The following is a 23,150-nucleotide window of genomic DNA, read 5'->3' as shown; positions in this document are numbered from 1 at the left end:
AATTTCTGTTTTTAATGTACGAGGGTTTTATAATTAAAGCTAATAAGTGCAGCTGTTGATGCAGTCGTGGCAGTATATTTATATCCAATAGGTTCGTTGGCAAATGTCCCATCTTGATAAAGTACAGAGTCACCTGGTAGTAAAGCTCCACTATAAAGGGTTATATCTGACGCAAAATCCCTCTCCCAATTTAGAGTTGCTCCTAATACATTGATGTTAGCTGTTTTGCATTTAACTGCTTGTCCACCAGAAAAAAACATGTCTATCGATGGTTTTGGAGGGTTTATAAGGGCAAAAGAAAAACTCTTTTTCTCTCCACCAAAGCACGTTTGCGATCAGACAATTCGTGTAAAAACACACTTGCCGTTATTACAATCGAAATTATAGCCGGTGACACATTCTAACAAATATGAATCTCCATTAACGCAAATATAGAATTTATTGCAGTCCTCCTCGTTCGGTATTACGCCATAACCTGTTGGGGGCATTTTTGACTAAAAGCAAAAATAGCTATTAAGCTTAACGGAATCGCTAAATAAAAAAGTCTTTTTATAAAATTTTCCTTTCTTTAAGTTTATATTCAAATATAGGAATTTTTTTTGAAGAATAAACATGGTGCTTAAAGCTCTTGTCCTGACGACTTGAATTTGCAAGATAACTTTATATCTTTATTTATATCAACCTTTCTTATTTAGGATTTCACGATGGCCAAATAATACATAAAAAATGATTGTAGTTAAGGTGACATATACCGTAAAAGAAGGGTATATAAACACAAACAAAGAATTGATTAGGACCTTTTTGCAGAATTTCGAAATGTTGGACAAGACACTGTTTCAGTACAGTGTTTTTCTGGCAGCGGACGGCGCAACCTTTATTCATATTTCACAATACAAGAACAAAGAAATACAGGAGATACTCTTAAATATACCTAGCTTTCTACGTTTTCAAGAAGAGCGGGATAAAAACCTAGTATCCCAACCGCAAATCGAATTTCTAGATTATGTCGGTGGTTCAAGAGATGTCTATTAAAGGGTTAAATACTTGTTGAGTTAAATTGCAGATCATAAAGCCTTTTATAATATCCACCGATATTCAGGAGTTCTTGATGGGAGCCGATCTCTTTAATTTCACCTTTGTCAAGAACAATAATTTTATCTGCTTTTTGTATTGTCGACAAACGGTGTGCGATGACTATAGCCGTCCTGCCTTCCATTAAATTATCTATCGCTGATTGTATCATTTCTTCCGTCTCGGTATCTATGGAAGACGTTGCTTCATCTAAAACGAGTATTTTGGGATCGTGTACAAGAGCCCTTATGAAGGAGACTAGCTGAGCTTGGCCTGCGGATAGCGTAGCCCCCCGTTCTTGTACTTCGTATTCAAATTGGTTAGGAAGTCTGTTGATGAACTCATATGCACCCACCCTTTTTGCAGCATCCGTGATCTTTTCGATGGAAATCGTTGGATCATTTAACGATATATTATTTTTTACTGTATCTGAAAAGAGAAAGACATCTTGTAGTACTATAGAGATATTGTTTCTTAAAAAACTAAGCTCATAATCTTTGATGTCTATTCCATCTAGTAGAATTTTTCCCCTTTGTATTTCATAAAACCTACTTAGGATGCTGATTATAGATGACTTACCTGCTCCAGTAGCACCGACAAGGGCCAATGTCTCTCCGGGAGAAACACTGAAGCTTACGTCTTTTAATACCCATTTTTCATCATTGTATGCAAACCAGACATTTTTGAATTCGATAGCCCCACGGATTTTTGCTTGTGTAACGGTACCTACATTCGGAGTAAATTCATTGGTATCTAAGACATCAAAGATGCGTTCAGCGGAAACCATCCCCATTTGAAGCGTGTTAAACTTGTCGATCAATTCCCGGATCGGTCGAAATATCATATTGATATACATGATAAAGGCAACGACTACGCCCGGAGAAATAATATCTTCAATAATCTGTTTGGATCCGTACCATACTAAAAGTCCGGTCGCGATGGCCACAATGATTTCGAGTACGGGAAAGAAAATTGAAAAATACCAATTTGCACGGATGTGAGCATTCCGGTGTTCTTTATTAATAGCTTTAAATTTGCGCATTTCCTGATCTTCTCGGGAGAAATACTGGATAATGGCCATTCCTGAGATATGTTCTTGTAAGAATGTATTTAAGTTGGCAACCCATAATCTTACGCCTTGAAAAGCTGATTTCATAGCTTCTTTGAATACATAAGTGGCAGCGATCATTAATGGCATAGGAACTAATACGATCAATGTAAGCCTCCAGTCCGTATAAAACATGACGGCAAGGATCACAACCAGCTGTAATAAATCACCTATAATCTGTATCAGGCCTTCGGAGAAAATATTAGCTATGGTTTCCAGGTCAGAAATTGTCCGGGTGATCAGGCGGCCTATAGGTGTATTGTCAAAATACTTTAATCGTAAGTTTGTGATATGATTAAATACTTGAATTCGAATATCCCGGATCACCGATTGGCCGAGCGTATTGGTCATTAGTGTATGAAAGTATCGGATGATAGTCTGTAGGACTAATAGTAACATCATGAATGCCAGCATGGTGTTTAACCCTTCCGATTTACCCTTGAGAATGTAACTGTCCAGTGTGTGTTCTATTAAAAGAGGTAGAGCAGGGGCTACGGCAGCTAACAGAATCGTTAATACCACTGATATCCAAAAGGTGCTACTGTAGGGGCGCATATATTTTGCGAGCCTTTTAAGCAACTTGCTATCATAGGTATTGCCTGTTATTTTCTCTTTCTTCATATGTTTATTACCTGATTTTTAATGATCATCCGGCAGCTAACGGGCCCATCGGGGCCTGTGTGTCGTTAAGCAGGAGTATTTCGAATCATTAATCTATGTACGGATAAACCACTTTCGTTAAATATAAACCATGAGCAGGTACAGAGGTTCCTGCCATAGATCTGTTTTTACTATTTAGTACTTCGTCAAGGAATGAAATCGGAGTGTCTTCTTGTCCTATTTTCAGAAGAGTCCCTACTATAGCGCGAACCATATTTCTCAAAAATCGATCTGCTGTTACTTTAAAAAGAATATGATCGTCTCGTTGTATCCATTTAGCTTCTGTAATCGTACAGATATTCGTATGAACCTGTGTGTTCGATTTGCTAAAGCATGAAAAGTCTTTGGTGCCTAAGAGTTTTTCTGCGGCTTCGTTCATTTTGTATATATTGGGTACTTCACGAAGTTGCCAAGACTTATTTATCAAAAACGGATTTTTGTAGATATGCATGTGGTATTCATAGCTTCGGGAAGTCGCATCAAATCGCGCGTGTGCATCCGTATGAACTGGAATAATACGTTTGACAGCGATATCGTAAGGTAGTAGGGCATTTAAGGACTGCTTAGCTTTTTCTGGAGAGGCTAAAAATAACGGATTTTCAGAATCGAAATGTACATAAAGCTGTTTTGCGTGCACGCCCGTGTCAGTTCTACCTGCGCCAATAGTTTCTATATTGGTGCGTAGGAATGTTTTTAAAGCGTTATTTAATTTTTCCTGTACGGATATTGCGTTTGGTTGGACTTGCCAACCATGATAGGCACTCCCGTCATAGGCTATTTCAATAAAAAATCTCTTTTTTCCGTCCACAAAACAAACCTACATAAATTCATTTTCATGTGCAATATGATTAAAGTACATATAAAGTCAATTTAGCTCAATTCTCCTTGAACAATTGACGGCTCATCGATAATGCACATTTAATCCCGGGGCAGGTGTAATGCATGGTATAGCACTGTTTTTTGTTCGGTATTCGAGAATGCAAAGCATTTTATATAAGTTTGCGTTATAATAATAAAAGAAAGTTATGATACAACGTATTCAGTCTATTTGGTTACTATTAGCCGCTATTGTTATTTTGGGTTTGTTTATTTTTCCTTATTTGAATTATACAGATCTGGTGGGTTTGGGTAAAAAGCTTTTGGTGACAGGATCCTATTCTGCTGTAAATAATGAAAGTGTGAAACAGGAAAGTTATGTCTTTCAAACGGTAGCAACTGTTGTGTTAGGGTTTATACCCATTATAACGATTTTTCTATATAAAAATAGAAAGAGGCAGTTAATTCTAATTTTTGTTGAAATTTTGTTGATATGTCTTTTTTCGGTTTGGTTGTTTATCTCTGCTAACAATACGTTAAGTTTAATTTCTCAACCTTTTGGAGCTCATAATATTGGTGTGGGATTCTTCCTGTTACCAATAGCAATTGTCTTTCTCGCGATGGCAATAGGTGGAATTCGTAAAGATGAAAAGTTAATTAAGTCTGCAGATCGCTTAAGATAATGAAAAAGTTAGGGTTACTTATTGTATTGTCTTTTTATTTAGGAACGTTGGTTCTTGGACAAGAACCAACGAGTGAATCGTTGGAGGTTGATGATATACAAATCGATGTGAAGAGCGTGGCTTTATCCAAAAATGCAGATACAGCTACCGTTGAACTCTTTTTGATATCCTACAAAAAAGGTACACGTGAGTTTAAGCTAAACAGTTTTGCTTCAGGTATTGTTGATTCTGGTGGTAAGACGTATTTGTACAACTCGATGCAGATAGGCAAGGTATTGGTACAGGTGACCGATAGACAGAATTATATTCATTATCTCTTGGAGGAAGACGAGCCGGTGAGGCTTATTGTTAAAACAATAGGATGGAAAAAACAGTGGGGAAAGCCTCAGCAATTTAAACTGGCTTTTGAGGATAGTGAAGAAGAAGGTAAATTTTTGGAAGTAATAATCGATCTATAAATAAAAAAAGGCAATCTAATTTAGATTGCCTTTTTTATTATCTTGAATAGCGGAATTGCTGTTTGTCCATCATAGACATCTGATCTTTCATCATTTTAATCTGATCAGCTAACAATTTATTTTTGTCTGCTTTTTTCGCTTCCTGTAGTAGTTTTTCTGCTTCCCGTTTATTGCGTTTTGCCATCATTACACCTGCTAGGCTCAATTTTGCTAAGGCTACATTGTGATCCATATGTAGACCGAGGGAAAGCGCTTTTTTAAAGAACTTTTCCGATTGCATAGGTGCGCGTTGAGATTCAATCAAGCCAAGTAAAAGATGATAGTATCCGTGTTGTGCATTGATTAATTGAGACTCATAATTCTTGATGTTATTTAACCATTTTTCAGCGTTGGGGATATCTTGTTTTCTAAAATACCATTGTGCAATTAGCATATTCTCATTAAAAAATACCGTAACCCAGGCCAGTATCGTGATTAAGATAGCCAGTATTCCCCATCCCCACATACCGAACCAAAAAAGAGCAACAGTGCCTATCAATAGGATGCTGCTTAAAATTATACGTACTAAATTTGACATTTCTCTCTATAACTATTTGAATGTACAAATATCCATTAATTTAAGATGTTATCCAACAAGTTTGCGGTATAAAAATGTATTCTAGTAAGTTTTGGTTATAAAAGAGTTTTTGGGGCATACGAATTTAAGGGATGAGGGTTTGTGTTTTTTATGTTATATTGGGTGAAAAAAGCTGATGGAAATATATCTGAATGTTGTTGTCCGGTGTATTGCGGTTTACCTTTTTATGTTTGTGGCTATCCGTCTTTTTGGTAAAAAGGAGTTGTCGCAACTTAATACTATTGATATCATTTTAATCCTATTGATAAGTAACTCCGTGCAAAATGCCATGGTAGGAAATGATACTAGCCTTGAGGGAGGTTTATTGGCAGCTTTCTCACTATTCTTCATCAATTTTTTTGTTAAGCGGATCGTTTTAAAAAGCGAGTTTATTAAGAAAGCTGTACAACAAAAGCCGCAAATACTGGTTCATAAAGGAAAACCCGATTTTGATATGCTGAGTAAGATCGGTATATCGGCCGATGAATTGTACGAGGCGATGCGTGAACATGGTGTCGAGCATATCAAGGATGTAAAACTAGCTATGTTTGAAGAGGATGGTAATATTTCGATTATCTCAGGTGCTACGGATTTAAAACATTCGATACATAAGCGGAAACGCAATCATAAGAATCTGCAGGGACCTAACTGATATTCGAATGTGTTTTTTGACCGATGTACTATGAATGTGAGGCATTTTATCTAAATTTGGATGTATGGAGAGGTTATTTGATCAAAGTTGGGACAATCTATTAAAGCCGTTGTTTAAACAGGATTATATGCGTCGTTTATCGGTATTTGTTCAAAAAGAACGTAGGGAGCATCTCGTATATCCCCCACAAGACATGGTGTTTAACGCTTTTAGACTTACACCATTGCCTAATGTTAAAGTGGTCATTTTGGGGCAAGATCCCTATCATAATGTGGGACAAGCGCACGGACTTTCTTTTTCGGTGCCTACAGGTGTGGCCCATCCTCCGTCTCTCAAAAATATTCTAGCTGAACTAACAACAGATGTTGAGGGGTTTGTTTACCCCCAATCTGGTGATTTGACAAAATGGGCTGAACAAGGGGTTTTATTGCTCAATGCTACCCTAACTGTGCGGGCGCATCAAGCAGGATCTCATCAGAAACAAGGGTGGGAGATGTTGACAGATCAGATAATAAGTAAGATATCAGAAGAGTTAGATGGTGTGGTGTTCCTTCTGTGGGGATCCTATGCACAAAAGAAATCGGTATTAATAGATCAACAGAAGCATTTAATATTAAAGGCTGTACATCCATCGCCTCTTTCTGTCTATCGAGGGTTTTTCGGGTCAAAGCACTTTTCGAAGGCGAATGACTATCTCTTAGAGAAAAAGAAAGAGGTTATCGATTGGCGGCTTGATTAAGCATATCGTTCTTGAATATGCTCATATGTGTATTCTTTTATCGCTAACTGCTTGAGGTGTTTAATATAAATTTTTACACCTTCTTGAAGGATATGTGTAAAAAGTAGGTGGCTATCGTATGTGATTTCAAAAGATGTTGCTGGGTTAAAATTTTCATCTGCTTCGCCTAGTACAACATATTCTAGCTTGCCTGACGTCGTAAATCTTTTAACGATTACTTGTCTACTTTTTTGAGGAGATACAGTATACCAGGCACCGTCTCCTACTCCTCCGAGGTACATCGCTTCTTTTGGTACTGTGATTGGTTTGGAGCGATAATGTACTGCGCCGATAATTTGGTCTGTAGGTAGTAAATCTGCCTTAGTCTGAAAGACATTGTCCCCAAGCTGTCGTACAAGAAATCCAAACGATTGGAAACGGTTCATTCGAAAACGTGTAAGACCATCTTGAGGGGTGTAAGAATAAATCATTCTATCGCTTACGGTATTTATCAAATTACTAATCGGGCTGCATTTTATAGTTTCAGGCAAATTAATCATATGCCAAAAATGAAACCGTTGCGAGGACTTTATAAGCATTCTCGTTATAAATCGCGAACAGTTGTTATTGTTACGGGCCACAGCGCCATATGGATAGGTGCCCTGTATAACACATTGATCTCCATATTTGCGGGCCATCGAAAAGTTTATTCCATCGACAACGGACAAGAATAGTTTGCCTTCCCCATACATCGCTGGTTTTAAAAGTTCGAAATGCTCGACTACTTCTTGTAGGTTGCTGATTTTGTTCTCGTGAAATTGGGCATTTAACTTTATTTCTAATAGCGGATCCGAGAACTGAGATCGTGCACGACCATAGCCGCGAGGCGCAATATACCTGCCAAAATCGTAAAACAACATCTTGCCACTTTTGCGGTCTACAAGGACTATTCCGGTGTGACCGACTTTGAAGTTAAGGTTTTTTACTATACCTATTTTTTTGAAAAACATCATCCACTTTTCGTCCCCCCTGATGGTGGCATCAGGCCATGTCAGTATTATCGCGAAATCGTTATAAGGTATAGCTTGCTTTGGCATCTTGTTTAGTATTCTAATGGAACGATAGGCTCTTTTTTAGAAGTAGACATGATCATCATTGTCTGAAATGTTTTTACGAAAGGGATTTTAGCAATCTTTTCCATAATAACACCTTCATAAGCTTTGATATCTTTTACATAGACTTTTAAGATAAAGTCACAATTGCCTGTGACATGATGGCATTCTGTAACCTCTGGGATAGCCTTTACTGCTTCTACGAATTCAGGAATAGCATTATGGGTGTGAAAATCTAGAGAAATTTGAATAAAGGATTTGATTCCTAAACCTAATTTCTCCTCGTCAACGAAAGCATGATAACTTTTTATAAATCCCGAGTTTTCTAGTTTTCGCACTCTTTCCAGTGTAGGTGCAGGCGATAAACCAATGTTTGTCGCTAGTTGGAGATTGGTAATTCTTCCATTCTCTTGCAGCAGCCGTAGTATTTTTAAATCTAATTTATCCGGTTGATAAGACATAAGGCTATTTTAGTTCAATTTGTAAACTTAAATAAAATGCTTTGAATTCACGAATGCCCGGGGCAAAAAATATCGGGAATAGCGTTCCTCTTTGATTAAGATACTTTAAATATATAGCATGGAGCGTTGAAAAAAATAGTGTTTTTGATGTTAAGTTTTTTGAGCGATGAGTTATAACTATTTGCTATTTTTTTGATTAGCAACAATAGTTTTTAGTTATTATGATCATTTTTTTGTCAAAAAAGAAACCTGAAACTGTTCTGAGCACAAAAAAAAGTGATGTTTGTCACAAATTTACGAGATAGCGCTGCTTAATAGACGAAAATATACCGCTTAATTGCTATTTAAGTCGTAGCTTTGTAGTCCTATAATAGAGTGGGGGTTGCCTATTCATAAAAGGGAAAAAGAATACTATGAGTACCAAAGACGACGAATTACTGAAAGAGCTGGAGCAGGAGGAGTACAAATACGGCTTTACAACCGATATTGAGATGGACATTGCTCCCAAGGGATTGAATGAAGACACTATTCGCCTGATATCTTCAAAAAAGAATGAACCTGAATGGTTATTAGAATGGCGGTTGAAAGCTTTCCAACATTTCTTAAAGATGAAGATGCCAACGTGGCAGAATTTTGAAAATCCTGAAGTTGATTTTCAAGATCTTTCTTATTATGCTGCCCCGAAGCCTAAAAAACTTTTGGAGAGTATGGATGAGGTTGATCCTGAATTGTTGGCTACTTTTGCGAAATTAGGAATTCCATTGGATGAACAAAAAGTACTAGCAGGAGTTGTTGCTGTTGATGCGGTTTTTGACTCCGTTTCTGTAAAAACGACTTTTAGAGAAAAGCTGAAGGAAAAAGGAGTTATATTCTGTTCTTTCGGTGAAGCTGTACAAGAATATCCTGAGTTGGTGAAAGAATATTTGGGAACTGTTGTTCCTCAAACGGATAATATCTATGCAGCGTTAAATTCAGCGGTATTTTCCGACGGTTCATTTGTGTATATTCCTAAAGGTGTACACTGTCCTATGGAGCTTTCCACATATTTCCGTATTAACGCGCAGAATACAGGTCAGTTCGAACGGACGTTGATTGTTGCAGATGAAGGCTCCTATGTTTCTTACCTGGAAGGATGTACTGCACCGATGCGTGATGAGAATCAACTTCATGCTGCTGTTGTCGAATTGATAGCGATGAAAGATGCTGAAATTAAATACTCTACCGTACAAAACTGGTACCCAGGGGATAAAGAGGGAAAAGGGGGGATTTTTAACTTTGTGACAAAGCGAGGTATTTGTAAAGGAGATAATTCTAAAATCTCTTGGACGCAGGTAGAAACAGGTTCTGCTATTACGTGGAAGTACCCTGGTGTTATCCTTAAAGGAGACAATTCAGTAGGCGAGTTCTATTCTGTTGCAATGACGAAGAACTTTCAAGTAGCTGATACAGGTACGAAAATGATTCATTTGGGCAAAAATACCAGATCTAAAATTATCTCTAAAGGAATTTCTGCAGGAAGAAGCCATAATAGCTATCGTGGGTTGGTGAAAATCGGTCCGAATGCGGACAATTCGCGGAACTTTACACAATGTGATTCGCTTTTAATCGGAGATCGTTGTGGAGCTCATACATTCCCATACATCGAAAATAAAAGTAAGACGGCTAAATTAGAGCACGAGGCTACGACTTCTAAAATTGGAGAAGATCAAGTATTCTATTTGAATCAACGTGGTATCGATTCTGAAAAGGCAGTAGGTCTAATTGTAAACGGCTATGCCAAAGAGGTGTTAAACCAGTTGCCAATGGAATTTGCGGTAGAGGCTCAAAAGTTGATAGCTATTTCTTTAGAGGGATCGGTAGGATAGTAAAGTAATTATATAGATAAAAAAATTGAGCAAAAAGTTTAACGACTCAATACTCAATACTCAATACAAAAAGTAATGTTAAGCATTAAAAATTTACATGCGTCTATAGAGGACAAACAAATATTAAAAGGATTAAATCTAGAAGTTAAACCAGGAGAGGTTCATGCTATTATGGGACCTAATGGAGCTGGGAAAAGTACCTTGGGCAATGTGTTGGCTGGGCGAGATTCTTATGAAGTGACAGAAGGGGAAGCTATTTTGGACGGCGTAGATTTATTGGATTTGTCGCCTGAAGATAGGGCACGCGAAGGTTTGTTTTTAGCATTTCAATATCCTGTAGAGATTCCTGGCGTTTCTAACATAAACTTCTTGAAAACGGCAGTTAATGATATTCGTGAATATAAAGGTTTGCCTCCTATGGAAGCAAAGGAGTTCTTGAAAACAGTTAAAGAAAAACAACAATTGGTTGAGTTCTCTGCTAATCTGGCGAATCGTTCGTTGAACGAAGGTTTTTCCGGAGGAGAGAAAAAGCGTAATGAAATTTTTCAGTTAGCGATGTTGAATCCAAAATTATCTATTCTGGATGAGACTGATTCGGGACTGGATATAGATGCGTTGCGTATCGTAGCCAACGGAGTGAATCAATTGCGTTCAAAGGATAATGCGTTCGTGGTGATTACGCACTATCAGCGTTTATTGGATTATATCGTTCCTGATTTTGTACACGTATTGTACGATGGACGCATCGTAAAGACCGGAACAAAGGAATTGGCGTTGGAGTTGGAGGAGAAAGGGTACGATTGGCTTAAAGAATTGGATACCCAAGAGGGCTAATCAGGATTTACAACGAAGGCTTTGAATATTCTTTCTAGCCGTTTACAAAAATAGGTCCGCTCAGATGGATTTGGAGATGGGTGGGTTGATAAAAAATAACATGAGTACTATAGTAGCAAATTCTTTATTCGAACAGTTAGCTTCTACTTTTCAAGAGTTGGAGTCGACTAATGAACTTTCATCGTTAAAAGATATACGTAAAGGTGCCTTTGCTCAGTTTGAGCAACAAGGTTTTCCTACGGTGAAAAATGAGGATTGGAAATATACAAATATCCATAGCTTGATCAATAAGACTTACTTATTGAATGAAGATGTGGATGTTTCCGATTTGGATTTGAGCCAAGCAGATATTCCTGGTTTGGATGCACATCGTATTGTGTTGATTAATGGACAATATGTGCTTGCTTTTTCTTCTTTGGAGGATGAAATCGGGCTGACTGTTAGGCCTATCGAAGAGGCGGCATCAGAACCGAACTTTCAAAAGCATTTTGGGCAACATGCGGATAAAACTGGAAGTGCTTTAGTAGCATTAAATACAGCGTTGCATACTTCGGGACTTTATTTGTCTGTCGGAAAAAATAAGGTCGTATCTAAGCCAATTCAGATTGTGCATGTAGCTACTGGGACTAGTGATTTTTTTGCACAGACTAGAAACCTGTACGTTCTAGAGGCAAATGCTGAAGTAGAAATCATTGAATCATTTATAACGTTGGTAGGGTCTGCAAAGAACTTGCAAAATAAGGTAACGGAGATTGTATTGGACGAAAATGCGAAGTTGCAACATTATTATCTGCAGTTAGCTTCGGCATCTGGTTCGTATATTAATCATACCGAGATCTACCAATCAAAGTATAGTCTTTATAACAATTACAATTGCAACTTCCCTGGTGCTTCTTTCGTTCGTAATGATATCAATGTGCGTTTGGACGATGAGAATGTGGAATCTCACCTGTACGGAATTAATTTGCTGGCAGATAAGCAATTGGTGGATAATCATACGGTTGTAGATCACATGAAGCCACATTGTGAATCCTACGAGTGGTATAAAAATATACCGCAAGACGAATCTACGGCAGTGTTTAATGGAAAGATTTTTGTTCGCGAGGATGCGCAAAAGACAAACGCATTTCAGCAGAATAATAATATGTTGATCGGTGATAAATCAACGGTAAATACCAAGCCGCAATTAGAGATTTTTGCGGATGATGTAAAGTGTTCTCACGGTTGTACCATGGGACAGTTTGATGATGAAGCATTGTTTTATTTGAGAGCTAGAGGTATCAGCGAAGAGTCGGCTCGTACCTTATTGGTTCATGCTTTTGCCTTTGATGTGACGTCAAGATTCTCGAACGAGGTGATACGAACTTACGTCGAGAAACTGGTTGCTAAGGGACTAGATAGAAATTAATTAATAGTAGTTTAGTTTATATAAAGCGTCTAGGGATTTTTTCTTAGACGCTTTTGTATGTTCTCTGGTGCGATTTAGTCGTATGGAAGATTGAATTGTACTCGAATGGGTACCGCCGCATTACCCCTGCTCGCCATTTCCCTAACTATGACTGCAATTGCTGCTACACCTGTGTCGTGGCCCATGTCTTCCTCTACTTTTAAATCGGCTATATTACCATCTTTTTCCACGACAAATGCTATTCTTACTGTGCCGGTAGTACCTTGTTTAATAGTAGCGAGGGGATATTTGTAATTGGTTCCAATATATTATCTTAATCTTTCAAGTCCTCAGGGATACTGAGGTTCAATCAAAAAGGTATTACTATTTGTAAGTCTAGCGTAGAGAATCTGTTGTCAGCCCTGAGACGAGTTTACCTTCAGCATACGTCTTGGTAAAGGTGTCTGTCTTCCTCCTATTGCTTGGTTTCACTGTCATCTTTTTTGTGGAATGCCTGAAATGCGAATTGTGCTTTGGCAGGTTGAATTGTTGCTAATAACGTAAAAAAACGTGGATCATATGTTGAAGAGCGTAAGAATCGACAGTATGTAAGTTCAATTTTTTATGCAATAGAATTAAAGGATTTTTCTTTTCATACGCATAGATCGTTTTATTGTTACTCTCGTATCTTTACCGCTGAAATCGGATCAAATGGCTTTGATTGGGAGGATACTGGCTAACAGGTATTGGTCGGTTTACAGGGATGGTAAAATAAGAGATAATTTTTTCGATGAAAGATCAGAAGTGGTTTAAAACCTACGTTTATATTTGGGCAGGACAATTTGTGTCCATGCTTAGTAGTTCGGCAGTCAATTTCGCTGTAATGATATATTTAAGTCTGCATTATAAGTCTGCGGAGGTGCTTGCTTTTTCTGGAATTGCGGGTTTGCTACCGCAGGCACTCATAGGGCCTTTTGCTGGAGTATTTATTGATCGTTGGGATCGTAAGAAGGTAATGATCTATGCCGATGGTTTTATTGCTATCTGTACTTTTTTGATGTCGTTTGCTTTTGTCGAAGGGGAGGCGAATCTAGTGCTCGTTTATTTGCTTTTAGCTTGTCGTTCTGTAGGGTCAGCTTTTCACTCTCCAGCGATGCAGGCTATAGCTCCATTGATTGTTCCTAAAGAGCAACTTTTGCGGGTATCTGGCATTAATCAAATGCTACAATCGGTAAGTAGTATTGCAGGACCTGCTTTGGGAACGCTAGCTATTACCTTTTTTCCGATAGGCAAAGTGTTGTATATGGATGTGATCGGAGCAGTATTGGCAATCACCTCATTGTTGTTTGTAACTATCCCGCACCTTGTTACTGAGACTTCTAAAGCTAGTATTTCAGGAGTTATTGCAGATTTAAATATCGGTCTACAGGCGATATATAGAAATAAAGGGCTTAGCTTGTTGTTTTTATATGCTATGCTGGCCACATTTTGTGTGATGCCGGTAGCGATAATGTTTCCGCTCTTGACTATTGACCACTACGGAGGAGGCAAATGGGAGATGAGTGTTATAGAAGTCATCTGGGGGGTAGGTATGTTGATTGGAGGAGCATTATTGGGGAGCTCAAAGGTTTCCTTTTCTAAAATAATGTTAGTCAATATGATGCATATTGCTTTGGGAGCAACATTTGTGTTTTCGGGTATATTTCCTGCTGGTTGGTTCTATGGATTTGTTCTAATAACCGGAATAGGAGGGATGTCTATGTCTGTGTTTTCGGCAGCGTTTATGACTATTATACAAGAGCAAGTAAAGGCTGAAATGCTAGGACGTGTGTTTTCCTTATATTTTAGCTTAGCTATTTTACCTAGTATAATCGGTTTATTATTTACGGGAATTATAGCTGATAAGATCGGCGTAGCAAATGCTTTTATTATATCTGGTGCGGCTATGGGAATTGTTGGGGTCTTATCGTTTATGACGCCTTCAGTAATGCGTTTAGGAGGAATAAAGAAGGATGAAAATGTTGAAAAGCACAATTCTTTGAAAATGGATCGGTAAAGGCAGTGTTTTTACAGGTTGTAGTATTTGTGTTATATGGATAATTATCAATAATAAAAAAGGTTTTATCAGATGTCCTGATAAAACCTTTTTTTTAGAGCGAAAGACGAGATTCGAACTCGCGACCCCAACCTTGGCAAGGTTGTGCTCTACCAACTGAGCTACTTTCGCTTGTTTTGTGGTACAAAAATAAGCTATTTTACTATTCTTGTCAAGAAGAATAGTAAAATACTTATTGTAATTTGTGTATAGCGTCTACACAGTTGATTCCGTCTATAGCAGCTGAGACTATGCCGCCCGCGTAGCCTGCACCTTCAGCACAAGGGTAAAGACCTTTTATCTCTGTATGTTGTAAGCTAATAGGGTCGCGGGGTATACGGATGGGAGCAGAGGTTCTAGATTCGACTCCTACCAAAATTGCATCGTTAGTATAATACCCTTTCATCTTCTTTCCGAAGATAGGAAGAGCACCTCGAAGTGCTTGGTGGACAAAATCTGGTAGAACTTCGCTGAGGTTGACCGATTTTGTCCCTGGTTTGTACGAATTTAGGGGTAGATCGGTGGAAATTCTATTTTCGACAAAATCGACCATCCGTTGCGCTGGTGCCACTAGATTGCCACCTCCTAATTCGAATGCTTTCTGTTCGACTTGTTTTTGAAAATCTAAAAGTGCAAATGGGTCGGTTACTGTGTTGGTGACATCATTAAGGTTAATTTGAATCACTGTTCCAGAATTTGCTGTAGGATTGTTTCGTTTCGACGGTGACCAACCGTTTACCACGATCTCGTTGAGGTCCGTTGCACAAGGAGCGATAATACCTCCGGGGCACATACAAAATGAAAAGACTCCCCTGCCATTTACTTGTTCTACCAGACTATAGTAAGCCGGCGGAAGGTTCTCGTGACGTGTGCTACAATGGTATTGTGCTTGGTCAATTATACTTTGTGGATGTTCTATCCTTACACCCAAAGCAAATGGTTTTGCTTCTAAGTGCCATTGCTTTTTCCGGAATAATTCGTAGATATCTCTAGCCGAATGTCCTGTTGCCAAGATTACATGTTTAGTGTCAAATCGTTTACCATCGGCAGTTGAAACAGCTGTGACTTCATCAAATTGGGTACATATGTCGTCTACTTTACTGTCGAAGTGTATTTCTCCGCCCATTTCTTGAATACGTTGACGCATATCTTCGATGATATGTGGGAGCTTGTTTGTACCGATATGAGGACGGGCATCAATAAGTATATCTTTATCCGCGCCGTGCTCGACAAAGATGGAGAGTACTTTGTTTACATTACCCCTTTTATCGGAACGGGTGTACAATTTTCCGTCGGAGTAGGTTCCTGCTCCACCTTCGCCAAAACAGTAGTTAGATTCTGGATTAACGAATCCTTCTCGATTGATTTTGGCAAGGTCTCTTCGGCGTTCACGGACGGGTTTGCCACGTTCCAATACGATAGGCTTCAATCCAAGCTCTAAGCAACGATAAGCCGCAAATAATCCAGCAGGCCCTGCACCGATAATAACTACCGGTTTAGCGTCTGTTACTTGCTGAAGATCTGATTTAAAAGACAAGGGTGTTGGTTGTTCATCAATGAAGAATACTACACGTATACGGTAGACTACGGTACGAGCTCGTGCATCTATAGAACGTTTACGAATGTATATACCTTTAATCCGGTTAGGATCAACTTTTAATTTGAGAGCGCCCTGTTTAATGATATATTTTTCATCCTGTATAAAATCGGGGCTTATTGCTAATTCAATCTCTTTCTGCATAAGGTTTTAAGTTGGGTTTTTATCCCACAATAGGTGCAAAAGTAACAATTTGCAAGACATATACCTATATTTAAAAGTTGGCATTAGCTTTGACTGTGTTGTTTGAATTTAAAAAGTAATTTGTATTTTTAAAAAAAACTAGGTTAGAGTTGTTAATAGTTTAAAAGGCTCATTCATTATGAATGAGCAAGTTGATTTCTGATGAAATGCTCATGGTTGCAAAGCGCAAACACGAATAACCGCTAAGCAGTATGTCTGCCATTTAAAACAAAAACTAGGCAACAAATAATCGGAAGATTCCTTATGATACATAAAACACACATTACTTATATATGAAAATCGTACACATGAAAAGATTATTGATTGCAATTATTGGCTTATTCACTGCGCTTTCCTTTAGCTCATGCGGTTATAACACTATGGTCTCTAAAGATGAAAATGTCAAAGGAAAATGGGCCCAGGTAGAAAATGCCTATCAACGGCGTGCAGACCTGATCCCGAATCTCGTATCTACAGTTAAAGGAGCGGCTCAGCATGAGCAGGGTACATTGACAGCTGTAGTAGAAGCAAGAGCAAAAGCAACCTCGGTGACGGTAAATCCGGAAAACCTTTCGGAAGAAGCAATTGCAGAATATCAAAAGACCCAAGATGCGTTATCGCAATCCATTGGTAGGTTGTTGGTTAGTGTGGAGGCTTATCCTGATTTGAAGGCGAATTCAAATTTTCAGGAATTACAAGCACAGTTGGAAGGAACTGAAAACCGTATTTCGGTAGAACGCAGAGCTTATAATGAAGCTGTACAAGATTATAATACAACAGTAAGAAGCTTCCCGAACAATATTATGGCTGGAATATTTGGCTTTAAAGCTAAAGGGACATTCCAAGCTGCCGAGGGGTCTGATAAAGCACCAACCGTTTCTTTTTAGTGTTTAGTCGAATCTCTTTAAAAGATTAACAGTAAGATGGGTATTGCAGGCCAGTATTCATCTTTCTTTTTTTGTTATTAAATCGTGGTGTTATGTCAATATTAAATATGGAAGAGCAGGAGCAGATAGCTCATGCTGTGAGCAAGGCTGAGAATCGAACTTCTGGAGAGATACGTGTCGTAGTGGAGAATATTGTGGGGGATATGACAGCAATAGAGAAAGCGACACAATACTTTGAAGAGTTGGATATGCATAAGACTGTTCTTCGTAATGGGGTATTAATCTACTTAGCTGTTGTGGATCATCAGTTTGCTATTATAGGTGATACCGGGATTCATAGTCGGGTTTCTGATAATTTTTGGGAACTTACTAAAGAGCGTATGTTACCTCATTTTAGGGCAGGTAATTTTTTGCGCGGTATTATTGAGGGCGTAGATGAAGCAGGCGAACAGTTGCATCATTTTTTTCCGAAACAAGAAGACGATATTAATGAGTTACCGAACGAAGTATATTTTGGTAAACATTAACTAAACACCCACATAAACTATTTCAATGAGAAATCAGAGAAAATGCATTTATTCGTTGATATTAAAAACGATCACATTATCCGTTTTCTTCTTTATTGGAGGATTTGACGCTGTAGCACAGAATTTTCCTCCGGTATCCAAGACGCTAGTTACGGACTATACAAACACATTGAGGTCTTCCGAAATTCAAGAGTTGGAGCGTAAACTCGTCGCGTTTGATGATAGTACTTCAACACAGATAGCCGTTGTGTTGATTAATTCTACGGAAGGCTATGATGTAGCTGATTATGCCGTTAGGTTGGCACAGAAATGGGGGGTCGGAAGTAAGAAGTATAACAATGGTATTATGTTGTTGGCAGCTATAGGAGATCGGGCTGTAACGATTCAAACAGGTTATGGTATCGAAGGCGCATTGCCTGATGCTATTGCTTATCGGATTATTGAGAACGATATTAAACCTGCTTTTCGTTCCGGAGACTATTATCGGGGGTTGAATGCAGCAACAAGTTCTATTATTTCTTATACCAAAGGCGAATATAAGGCAGAAGCGAAAGATTCTTCAAAATCAGAAGGAGGTCGCTTGGGTGGGGTTGTGCTCATCATAATTGTCTTTGTTGTAATCGCATTGATTTCTAAAGGTGGCGGCGGTCGTAATAAAGGACGTAGAATAATTGATGGTAAAGGATCATCAGATCTGTTTTGGTGGATGCTGTTGAGCGGCTTGGGGGGAGGCTCACGGGATGATTCAGATAGAGGTGGTGGATTTGGTGGCGGTGGCGGTTTTGGCGGTTTCGGTGGCGGTGGATTTGGTGGCGGCGGAGCCAGTGGGAGATGGTAGTACTAAAATAGGGTAAGATACGTTAGTTAAAATATAGAATATAATGATAATGAAGAAAATGTTGATGTGTAGTGTGGCACTATTGCCAACACTAATTTTTGCTCAGGAAGAATACACGATAAAAGGTAAGGTCGGCACGCTTAACAGCCCGGCTAAAGTATATATGCAGTATAGAGAAAAAGGCCATGAAAAGCTTGATTCGGCCTCTATTACTAATGGCGAGTTTAAATTTATTGGTGTAGTAGACGAGCCTCTACAAGCTTATTTGGTTCTGTCACCAGAGGGGAAGACTCTTCGTCAGCTTCAAGGTCCAGATTTTGGTTCTGTATATCTTTCTAAGGGAGTTATATCTGTTGTCGGAAAAACATTGAAAGAAGCAAAAGTTTCGGGCAATTCAATTAACGACGAATTTGTAAAATATCAATTGGCCGGAAAGGAATTGTCTGCGGCTATGGATGCCTTGAATAAGGAGTTTTATGCAGCAAGCGACGAACAGAAAAACGATGAAAGTTTTATTGCTTCTTTGCAGAATAAAGCGCAAGCAATCTATGAGAAGCAAGAGGTAGTTGATAAGCAATACATTGATGCAAACCCTAATAGTTATGTCACGTTAACATTGTTGGATGAAAAGGTAAGCCCTGAAAATGTTCTTGAATTGGAAGAAAAGTTTAAAGCACTTTCAGCTTCATTGAAGTCAACAGCTAAGGGGAAATCACTAAGTGACAAAATCCAATCCATGCGTAAGCTTGCTGTGGGAATGCCAGCTCCTGATTTTACATTGCCAGATACATCCGGAAAAGATATTTCTCTTTCATCACTTAAAGGGCAGTATGTTTTGGTGGACTTTTGGGCATCTTGGTGTGGACCATGTAGACATGAGAATCCTTATGTTGTAGCTGCATACAATAAATTTAAAGACAAAGGCTTTACGGTCTTTGGTGTATCGTTAGATAATCCAGGCAAAAAGGACGCTTGGGTTAAAGCGATTGAAGAGGATAAATTAGGACAGTGGCAACACGTTTCAGATTTACAAGGGTGGAAATCTATTGTTGTCGAATTGTATGCTATTAAAGGTATCCCGCAAAATTATCTTTTGGATAAGGAAGGGAAAATAGTTGCATCGAATTTGCGTGGTGAGGCTTTAGGGGCTAAGCTTGCCGAGTTGTTAGATTAAAAAAAGTGGGCTTTTTGACATGTCAAAAAGCCCACTTTTTTTATACCATTTTCTTTAAAAGGCTCAGTGCATAATCAATGTTGTTAACGTTACTCAGCGCCAATCTCAATTGGCTTTTAACTTCTTTGAGGTTGCAGATGTTGGGATGGTACTGCACAAAATCTAAGACTTTACCAAATTGAGCGGACTCAAAGTAGGTAGACTTAGGGTTATTAACGAAATAGCCTTTGAGTGTCTGCTTTTTGAATGATATTTTTTCAAATCCTATTTCTTTGCCCAACCATTGAAGTCGAAGCGTATTAAATAGCTCGAACACCTGATCAGGAATAGGGCCAAAGCGGTCTTTAAGTTCTTTTTCGAAGGCTGTCAGCTGTTGTTCATTCTCTAGTCGAGCGATTTCGTTGTATAGATTATAGCGTTCGCTAATGTTGGTGACATATTCATCTGGAATCAGGACTTCAAGGTCGGTGTCGATCTGTGTGAAGGTTACATATTTTCGGTTTTGCTCGTCTGCAAATAGGTCGCTAAACTCATCATCCTTCAATTCTTGTACAGCTTCATCTAAGATCTTGTTGTACATTTCAAAACCTATTTCAGCAATAAAGCCGGATTGTTCTGCCCCTAAAAGGTTTCCTGATCCACGTATATCGAGGTCACGCATCGCGACATTAAATCCCGAGCCTAATTCGGAAAATTCCTCGATAGCCGATAGCCGCTTGTACGCTTCCGGCGTTAGGGTAGAGAGGGGTGGGCTGAGTAAATAACAAAATGCTTTTTTGTTGGACCTACCTACACGACCGCGCATCTGATGAAGATCGCTCAATCCGAACATATGAGCATGGTTGATAATAATGGTGTTGGCATTGGGTATGTCTAAGCCGGCCTCGATAATTGTGGTAGCGACTAATACGTCAAAATCATGGTTAATGAATTTCAACATGACATCTTCTAGGTCGTCTCCTTCCAGTTGCCCGTGAGCTACTCCAACGCGTGCTCCGGGGACAAGCTTTTGAATCATGGCGCCGAGCTGCTTTAGGTCAGCAACCCTGTTGTGTATAAAGAAGACTTGACCGCCTCGATCGATTTCAAATGAGACAGATTCCTGTATTAATGCTTCGTTGAAAACATGAAGTTCTGTTTGTACAGGTTGGCGATTTGGCGGAGGGGTGGATATAATGCTTAGATCTCTCGCACCCATAAGGGAGAAGTGTAGTGTACGAGGTATGGGAGTAGCTGTTAATGTCAATGAGTCGACATTTGCACGCATCACCTTTAACTTTTCTTTCACGGATACGCCAAATTTCTGTTCTTCGTCGATGATCATCAATCCTAAATCTTTGAATTTTACATCTTTACTGACTAAACGGTGTGTTCCGATAATAATATCGATTTTTCCCTCTTCGAGCTTCTTTAATGTTTCTTTAACTTGTTTCGTTGTCTTAAATCGATTAATGTAATCGATGTTTGCCGGTAAGCCTTTGAGTCGTTCAGAGAATGTTCGGAAATGTTGTAAGGCAAGTATAGTCGTAGGTACTAGGACAGCGACCTGCTTGCTATCAGCAACAGCCTTAAATGCAGCCCTAATAGCGACTTCTGTCTTCCCAAATCCAACATCTCCACATACCAAACGATCCATCGGGTGTGGGGATTCCATATCTCGTTTTACATCTGCCGTGGATTTTTCCTGATCAGGGGTATCTTCGTAAATAAAGGATGCCTCCAGTTCTTTTTGTAGGTAGGTGTCCGGGCTAAAGGCATTCCCTGTTTGTGCTTTACGTATAGCATATAGTTTGATGAGATCGCGAGCGATATCTTTAACCTTTTTCTTGGTTGTTTTCTTTAGTTTGTCCCAGGTGTCGGTACCCAGCTTGTTCATCTTAGGTACGGTACCTTCTTTGCCAGAATATTTAGAAATGCGATTTAGCGAATTTATATTGACATATAACAGGTCGTTGTCTGCATAGATCAAACGAATCATTTCCTGAGTTTTTCCACTAACATCGATTTTTTCGAGACCGGCATATTTGCCGACACCATGATCGATATGTGTGATATAGTCTCCTGGTTTTAGATCTCTTAACTCCTTTAGCGTAATAGCCTGGGAGCGTTCATAGCCTTTTTTTCTTTTGTATTTATAATAACGATCAAATATCTGATGATCGGTATAACAGGCCAATTGAATGGTGTCATCGCGAAACCCTTCTCGTAGGGCTTGGTAGATGGGGGTAAAAGAAACTGTTTTGTCTAGATCCTCTAAAATCGCATAGATACGTTCTATTTGTTTCGTGGAATCCGAAAAAATTAGGTTGCTTATCTTTTTACTTTCGTTTTCTTTAAAGTTGTGGATAAGTAGATTGAAGTCTTTATTAAATGAGGGCTGCGGATGTGTGTCAAATTGAATGATATGATCTGCTTTAAAGAAAAACTGCTTTCCGAACTCAACATTCGGAAACTCAAATAATAACGCCCCAAAATTCTTGTCGTCGGTGAAGGTAAATCTTGGATCTACCCATTCAGGGTTGTTTTTGATGTCGACCTCAGAAAGTGCTTTCCAAAATTGAGAAGCTTTCTTATAGCCATTTGATAGGATATCGAGTGTGAACTGCACATCTTTGATCCATATTACGGCACCTTTATCAATGTATTCTAATAATGAAATATGGTTGTTTGCTAAGAATTTTGCTTGTACATTAGGGACGATAGTTACGGTGTGTATTTTGCTTACAGACAATTGGGTTTCAATGTCAAAGGTCCTAATGCTCTCTATTTCGTCTCCAAAGAACTCGATACGATAGGGTAGGTCGTTTGAAAAAGAGAAAATGTCGACAATACCGCCTCTAATTGCAAATTGTCCAGGTTCATACACAAAATCGACTCGCTCAAAATCATATTCGTACAGGAACTCATTGATAAAATCAATCCCTAACTTTGTATTTTGAGTAATTGGGAGCGTGTTTTTTTCTAGGTCAGATCGATTTATTACTTTTTCTGCTATGGCTTCAGGATAGGTGACTACAATTTTAGGCAGTCCAGTGTCACGATTTAAAGAGCTCAGTGTTTCGGCACGCTGTAAGACATGTGCGCTGTCCAATTGGGTGAATTCAAACGGTTTTCTATAGGAAGCAGGGAAAAATAGGATCTGCTTATCGAATAAACTTTCTAAGTCACTTAAGAAGTAAGAAGCTTCTTCGTGTGTCGGTAGTATGAAGATATAAGGCCTTTCTTCTAAGGCGTATGCAGCAGCAGCAACCATTGCATCTGAAGATCCGATCAATCCTTTAAGATGTACTTTTGGATTTTTTTGTTGGACAGATGTAACGAGTGAAGCCACCTGCTCCGTCTCTGCGTATTGTGATAAAATTTCTTGAATACCCACTTGAATGACAATTTTGGTAAAAATAGTAATTT

At 38.8% G+C, this 23,150-nt stretch carries 23 protein-coding genes and 1 tRNA gene; 13 read left to right on the top strand and 11 right to left on the bottom strand.

Features of this window, described 5'->3' with window-relative positions; genetic code table 11:
- Positions 1 to 11: 11 nt before the first annotated feature.
- Together G7B18_RS10340 and G7B18_RS19405 are read right to left on the bottom strand one after the other, a co-directional pair.
- Positions 12 to 260, bottom strand: a complete 249-nt coding sequence (locus G7B18_RS10340) for a hypothetical protein (protein ID WP_164122495.1) — start codon at positions 258 to 260, stop codon at positions 12 to 14.
- Positions 261 to 335: 75 nt separating this feature from the next.
- Positions 336 to 488: a carbohydrate-binding module family 14 protein gene (locus G7B18_RS19405; protein WP_164109700.1), complete on the bottom strand. Its 153-nt coding sequence runs from the start codon at positions 486 to 488 to the stop codon at positions 336 to 338.
- Positions 489 to 726: 238 nt separating this feature from the next.
- Here G7B18_RS19405 and G7B18_RS10330 point away from each other — a divergent pair, with 238 nt between their 5' ends.
- Positions 727 to 1,032 (top strand): hypothetical protein, encoded by a 306-nt coding sequence (locus G7B18_RS10330; RefSeq protein WP_164109698.1) that lies wholly within the window; start codon positions 727 to 729, stop codon positions 1,030 to 1,032.
- Positions 1,033 to 1,036: 4 nt separating this feature from the next.
- On the opposite strand, the gene G7B18_RS10325 is transcribed toward G7B18_RS10330, so the two are convergent.
- Entirely contained in the window at positions 1,037 to 2,800 is a 1,764-nt protein-coding gene (locus G7B18_RS10325; RefSeq protein ID WP_164109696.1) for an ABC transporter ATP-binding protein, read from the bottom strand.
- Positions 2,801 to 2,888: 88 nt separating this feature from the next.
- Complete coding sequence (gene truA, locus G7B18_RS10320; protein ID WP_164109695.1) at positions 2,889 to 3,647, bottom strand: tRNA pseudouridine(38-40) synthase TruA; 759 nt, start codon at positions 3,645 to 3,647, stop codon at positions 2,889 to 2,891.
- A 217-nt stretch (positions 3,648 to 3,864) separates the two neighbouring features.
- On the opposite strand from truA, the gene G7B18_RS10315 reads away from it, so the two are divergent.
- Entirely contained in the window at positions 3,865 to 4,338 is a 474-nt protein-coding gene (locus tag G7B18_RS10315; protein WP_164109694.1) for a DUF4293 domain-containing protein, read from the top strand.
- Positions 4,338 to 4,796, top strand: coding sequence for a hypothetical protein (locus G7B18_RS10310; RefSeq protein ID WP_164109693.1), 459 nt, complete (start codon positions 4,338 to 4,340; stop codon positions 4,794 to 4,796). The genes G7B18_RS10315 and G7B18_RS10310 overlap by 1 nt, the downstream gene beginning before the upstream one ends.
- 37 nt (positions 4,797 to 4,833) lie before the next feature.
- Here the strand turns inward: G7B18_RS10310 and G7B18_RS10305 are convergent, their stop codons facing one another.
- Positions 4,834 to 5,373 carry a DUF2892 domain-containing protein gene (locus G7B18_RS10305; protein WP_164109692.1) on the bottom strand — a complete coding sequence of 180 codons (540 nt, stop codon included), beginning with the start codon at positions 5,371 to 5,373 and terminating at the stop codon, positions 4,834 to 4,836.
- Between the two features lie 175 nt (positions 5,374 to 5,548).
- Between G7B18_RS10305 and G7B18_RS10300 the strand changes: the two genes are divergently transcribed.
- Positions 5,549 to 6,064: a DUF421 domain-containing protein gene (locus G7B18_RS10300; protein ID WP_164109691.1), complete on the top strand. Its 516-nt coding sequence runs from the start codon at positions 5,549 to 5,551 to the stop codon at positions 6,062 to 6,064.
- A 64-nt stretch (positions 6,065 to 6,128) separates the two neighbouring features.
- A complete protein-coding gene (ung, locus tag G7B18_RS10295) occupies positions 6,129 to 6,803 on the top strand; it encodes a uracil-DNA glycosylase (protein WP_164109690.1) in 675 nt (224 codons plus the stop codon).
- On the opposite strand, the gene G7B18_RS10290 is transcribed toward ung, so the two are convergent.
- Both G7B18_RS10290 and G7B18_RS10285 read right to left on the bottom strand, forming a co-directional pair.
- Entirely contained in the window at positions 6,800 to 7,879 is a 1,080-nt protein-coding gene (locus G7B18_RS10290; protein WP_164122494.1) for a DUF6695 family protein, read from the bottom strand. The genes ung and G7B18_RS10290 overlap by 4 nt on opposite strands.
- Before the next feature lie 5 nt (positions 7,880 to 7,884).
- Positions 7,885 to 8,355, bottom strand: a complete 471-nt coding sequence (locus tag G7B18_RS10285) for an Lrp/AsnC family transcriptional regulator (protein ID WP_021071083.1) — start codon at positions 8,353 to 8,355, stop codon at positions 7,885 to 7,887.
- A gap of 413 nt (positions 8,356 to 8,768) precedes the next feature.
- On the opposite strand from G7B18_RS10285, the gene sufB reads away from it, so the two are divergent.
- The 3 genes from sufB (at position 8,769) to sufD (ending at position 12,462) form a co-directional block, all read left to right on the top strand.
- The gene (gene sufB, locus G7B18_RS10280; protein ID WP_164109687.1) at positions 8,769 to 10,220 is read left to right on the top strand and encodes a Fe-S cluster assembly protein SufB; all 1,452 of its coding nucleotides are present in this window, start codon (positions 8,769 to 8,771) and stop codon (positions 10,218 to 10,220) included.
- 75 nt (positions 10,221 to 10,295) lie between these two features.
- Positions 10,296 to 11,054, top strand: a complete 759-nt coding sequence (gene sufC / locus G7B18_RS10275; protein ID WP_164109684.1) for a Fe-S cluster assembly ATPase SufC — start codon at positions 10,296 to 10,298, stop codon at positions 11,052 to 11,054.
- A gap of 100 nt (positions 11,055 to 11,154) precedes the next feature.
- Positions 11,155 to 12,462 (top strand): Fe-S cluster assembly protein SufD, encoded by a 1,308-nt coding sequence (sufD, locus tag G7B18_RS10270; RefSeq protein ID WP_164109682.1) that lies wholly within the window; start codon positions 11,155 to 11,157, stop codon positions 12,460 to 12,462.
- Positions 12,463 to 12,536: 74 nt separating this feature from the next.
- On the opposite strand, the gene G7B18_RS10265 is transcribed toward sufD, so the two are convergent.
- Positions 12,537 to 12,767 (bottom strand): energy transducer TonB, encoded by a 231-nt coding sequence (locus G7B18_RS10265; RefSeq protein ID WP_164110138.1) that lies wholly within the window; start codon positions 12,765 to 12,767, stop codon positions 12,537 to 12,539.
- Between the two features lie 464 nt (positions 12,768 to 13,231).
- On the opposite strand from G7B18_RS10265, the gene G7B18_RS10260 reads away from it, so the two are divergent.
- On the top strand, positions 13,232 to 14,497 hold the full coding sequence (locus G7B18_RS10260) for an MFS transporter (RefSeq protein ID WP_164122492.1): 1,266 nt from the start codon (positions 13,232 to 13,234) through the stop codon (positions 14,495 to 14,497).
- 98 nt (positions 14,498 to 14,595) lie between these two features.
- Here the strand turns inward: G7B18_RS10260 and G7B18_RS10255 are convergent.
- Together G7B18_RS10255 and G7B18_RS10250 are read right to left on the bottom strand one after the other, a co-directional pair.
- A tRNA-Gly gene (locus tag G7B18_RS10255) sits at positions 14,596 to 14,668 on the bottom strand.
- A gap of 61 nt (positions 14,669 to 14,729) precedes the next feature.
- On the bottom strand, positions 14,730 to 16,277 hold the full coding sequence (locus tag G7B18_RS10250) for an NAD(P)/FAD-dependent oxidoreductase (RefSeq protein ID WP_164122490.1): 1,548 nt from the start codon (positions 16,275 to 16,277) through the stop codon (positions 14,730 to 14,732).
- Positions 16,278 to 16,624: 347 nt separating this feature from the next.
- Between G7B18_RS10250 and G7B18_RS10245 the strand changes: the two genes are divergently transcribed.
- From G7B18_RS10245 to G7B18_RS10230, 4 genes are all read left to right on the top strand, one after another.
- On the top strand, positions 16,625 to 17,203 hold the full coding sequence (locus tag G7B18_RS10245; protein ID WP_164109676.1) for a LemA family protein: 579 nt from the start codon (positions 16,625 to 16,627) through the stop codon (positions 17,201 to 17,203).
- A gap of 92 nt (positions 17,204 to 17,295) precedes the next feature.
- Positions 17,296 to 17,730 (top strand): TPM domain-containing protein, encoded by a 435-nt coding sequence (locus G7B18_RS10240; protein ID WP_164109674.1) that lies wholly within the window; start codon positions 17,296 to 17,298, stop codon positions 17,728 to 17,730.
- A 25-nt stretch (positions 17,731 to 17,755) separates the two neighbouring features.
- On the top strand, positions 17,756 to 18,568 hold the full coding sequence (locus G7B18_RS10235; protein WP_164109672.1) for a TPM domain-containing protein: 813 nt from the start codon (positions 17,756 to 17,758) through the stop codon (positions 18,566 to 18,568).
- A gap of 43 nt (positions 18,569 to 18,611) precedes the next feature.
- On the top strand, positions 18,612 to 19,742 hold the full coding sequence (locus G7B18_RS10230) for a TlpA disulfide reductase family protein (RefSeq protein WP_240452827.1): 1,131 nt from the start codon (positions 18,612 to 18,614) through the stop codon (positions 19,740 to 19,742).
- Between the two features lie 40 nt (positions 19,743 to 19,782).
- Here G7B18_RS10230 and mfd read toward each other — a convergent pair whose 3' ends face one another.
- Entirely contained in the window at positions 19,783 to 23,118 is a 3,336-nt protein-coding gene (gene mfd / locus G7B18_RS10225) for a transcription-repair coupling factor (RefSeq protein ID WP_164122488.1), read from the bottom strand.
- Positions 23,119 to 23,150: the final 32 nt, after the last annotated feature.

Origin of the sequence: Sphingobacterium sp. xlx-130 (genome assembly GCF_011007405.1) — a bacterium.
GTDB classification, from domain to species: Bacteria; Bacteroidota; Bacteroidia; order Sphingobacteriales; family Sphingobacteriaceae; genus Sphingobacterium; species Sphingobacterium luzhongxinii.
Note: the sequence above shows the minus strand (reverse complement) of the source record. Positions and strands in the feature narration are given on the sequence as shown.

Coding starts and splice junctions, on each gene's coding strand:
- G7B18_RS10340 (WP_164122495.1), bottom strand. CDS start 260: ATGTTTTTTTCTGGTGGACAAGCAGTTAAATGCAAAACAGCTAACATC.
- G7B18_RS19405 (WP_164109700.1), bottom strand. CDS start 488: ATGCCCCCAACAGGTTATGGCGTAATACCGAACGAGGAGGACTGCAAT.
- G7B18_RS10330 (WP_164109698.1), top strand. CDS start 727: ATGATTGTAGTTAAGGTGACATATACCGTAAAAGAAGGGTATATAAAC.
- G7B18_RS10325 (WP_164109696.1), bottom strand. CDS start 2,800: ATGAAGAAAGAGAAAATAACAGGCAATACCTATGATAGCAAGTTGCTT.
- G7B18_RS10315 (WP_164109694.1), top strand. CDS start 3,865: ATGATACAACGTATTCAGTCTATTTGGTTACTATTAGCCGCTATTGTT.
- G7B18_RS10310 (WP_164109693.1), top strand. CDS start 4,338: ATGAAAAAGTTAGGGTTACTTATTGTATTGTCTTTTTATTTAGGAACG.
- G7B18_RS10305 (WP_164109692.1), bottom strand. CDS start 5,373: ATGTCAAATTTAGTACGTATAATTTTAAGCAGCATCCTATTGATAGGC.
- G7B18_RS10300 (WP_164109691.1), top strand. CDS start 5,549: ATGGAAATATATCTGAATGTTGTTGTCCGGTGTATTGCGGTTTACCTT.
- ung (WP_164109690.1), top strand. CDS start 6,129: ATGGAGAGGTTATTTGATCAAAGTTGGGACAATCTATTAAAGCCGTTG.
- G7B18_RS10290 (WP_164122494.1), bottom strand. CDS start 7,879: ATGCCAAAGCAAGCTATACCTTATAACGATTTCGCGATAATACTGACA.
- G7B18_RS10285 (WP_021071083.1), bottom strand. CDS start 8,355: ATGTCTTATCAACCGGATAAATTAGATTTAAAAATACTACGGCTGCTG.
- sufB (WP_164109687.1), top strand. CDS start 8,769: ATGAGTACCAAAGACGACGAATTACTGAAAGAGCTGGAGCAGGAGGAG.
- sufC (WP_164109684.1), top strand. CDS start 10,296: ATGTTAAGCATTAAAAATTTACATGCGTCTATAGAGGACAAACAAATA.
- sufD (WP_164109682.1), top strand. CDS start 11,155: ATGAGTACTATAGTAGCAAATTCTTTATTCGAACAGTTAGCTTCTACT.
- G7B18_RS10260 (WP_164122492.1), top strand. CDS start 13,232: ATGAAAGATCAGAAGTGGTTTAAAACCTACGTTTATATTTGGGCAGGA.
- G7B18_RS10250 (WP_164122490.1), bottom strand. CDS start 16,277: ATGCAGAAAGAGATTGAATTAGCAATAAGCCCCGATTTTATACAGGAT.
- G7B18_RS10245 (WP_164109676.1), top strand. CDS start 16,625: ATGAAAAGATTATTGATTGCAATTATTGGCTTATTCACTGCGCTTTCC.
- G7B18_RS10240 (WP_164109674.1), top strand. CDS start 17,296: ATGTCAATATTAAATATGGAAGAGCAGGAGCAGATAGCTCATGCTGTG.
- G7B18_RS10235 (WP_164109672.1), top strand. CDS start 17,756: ATGAGAAATCAGAGAAAATGCATTTATTCGTTGATATTAAAAACGATC.
- G7B18_RS10230 (WP_240452827.1), top strand. CDS start 18,612: ATGATAATGAAGAAAATGTTGATGTGTAGTGTGGCACTATTGCCAACA.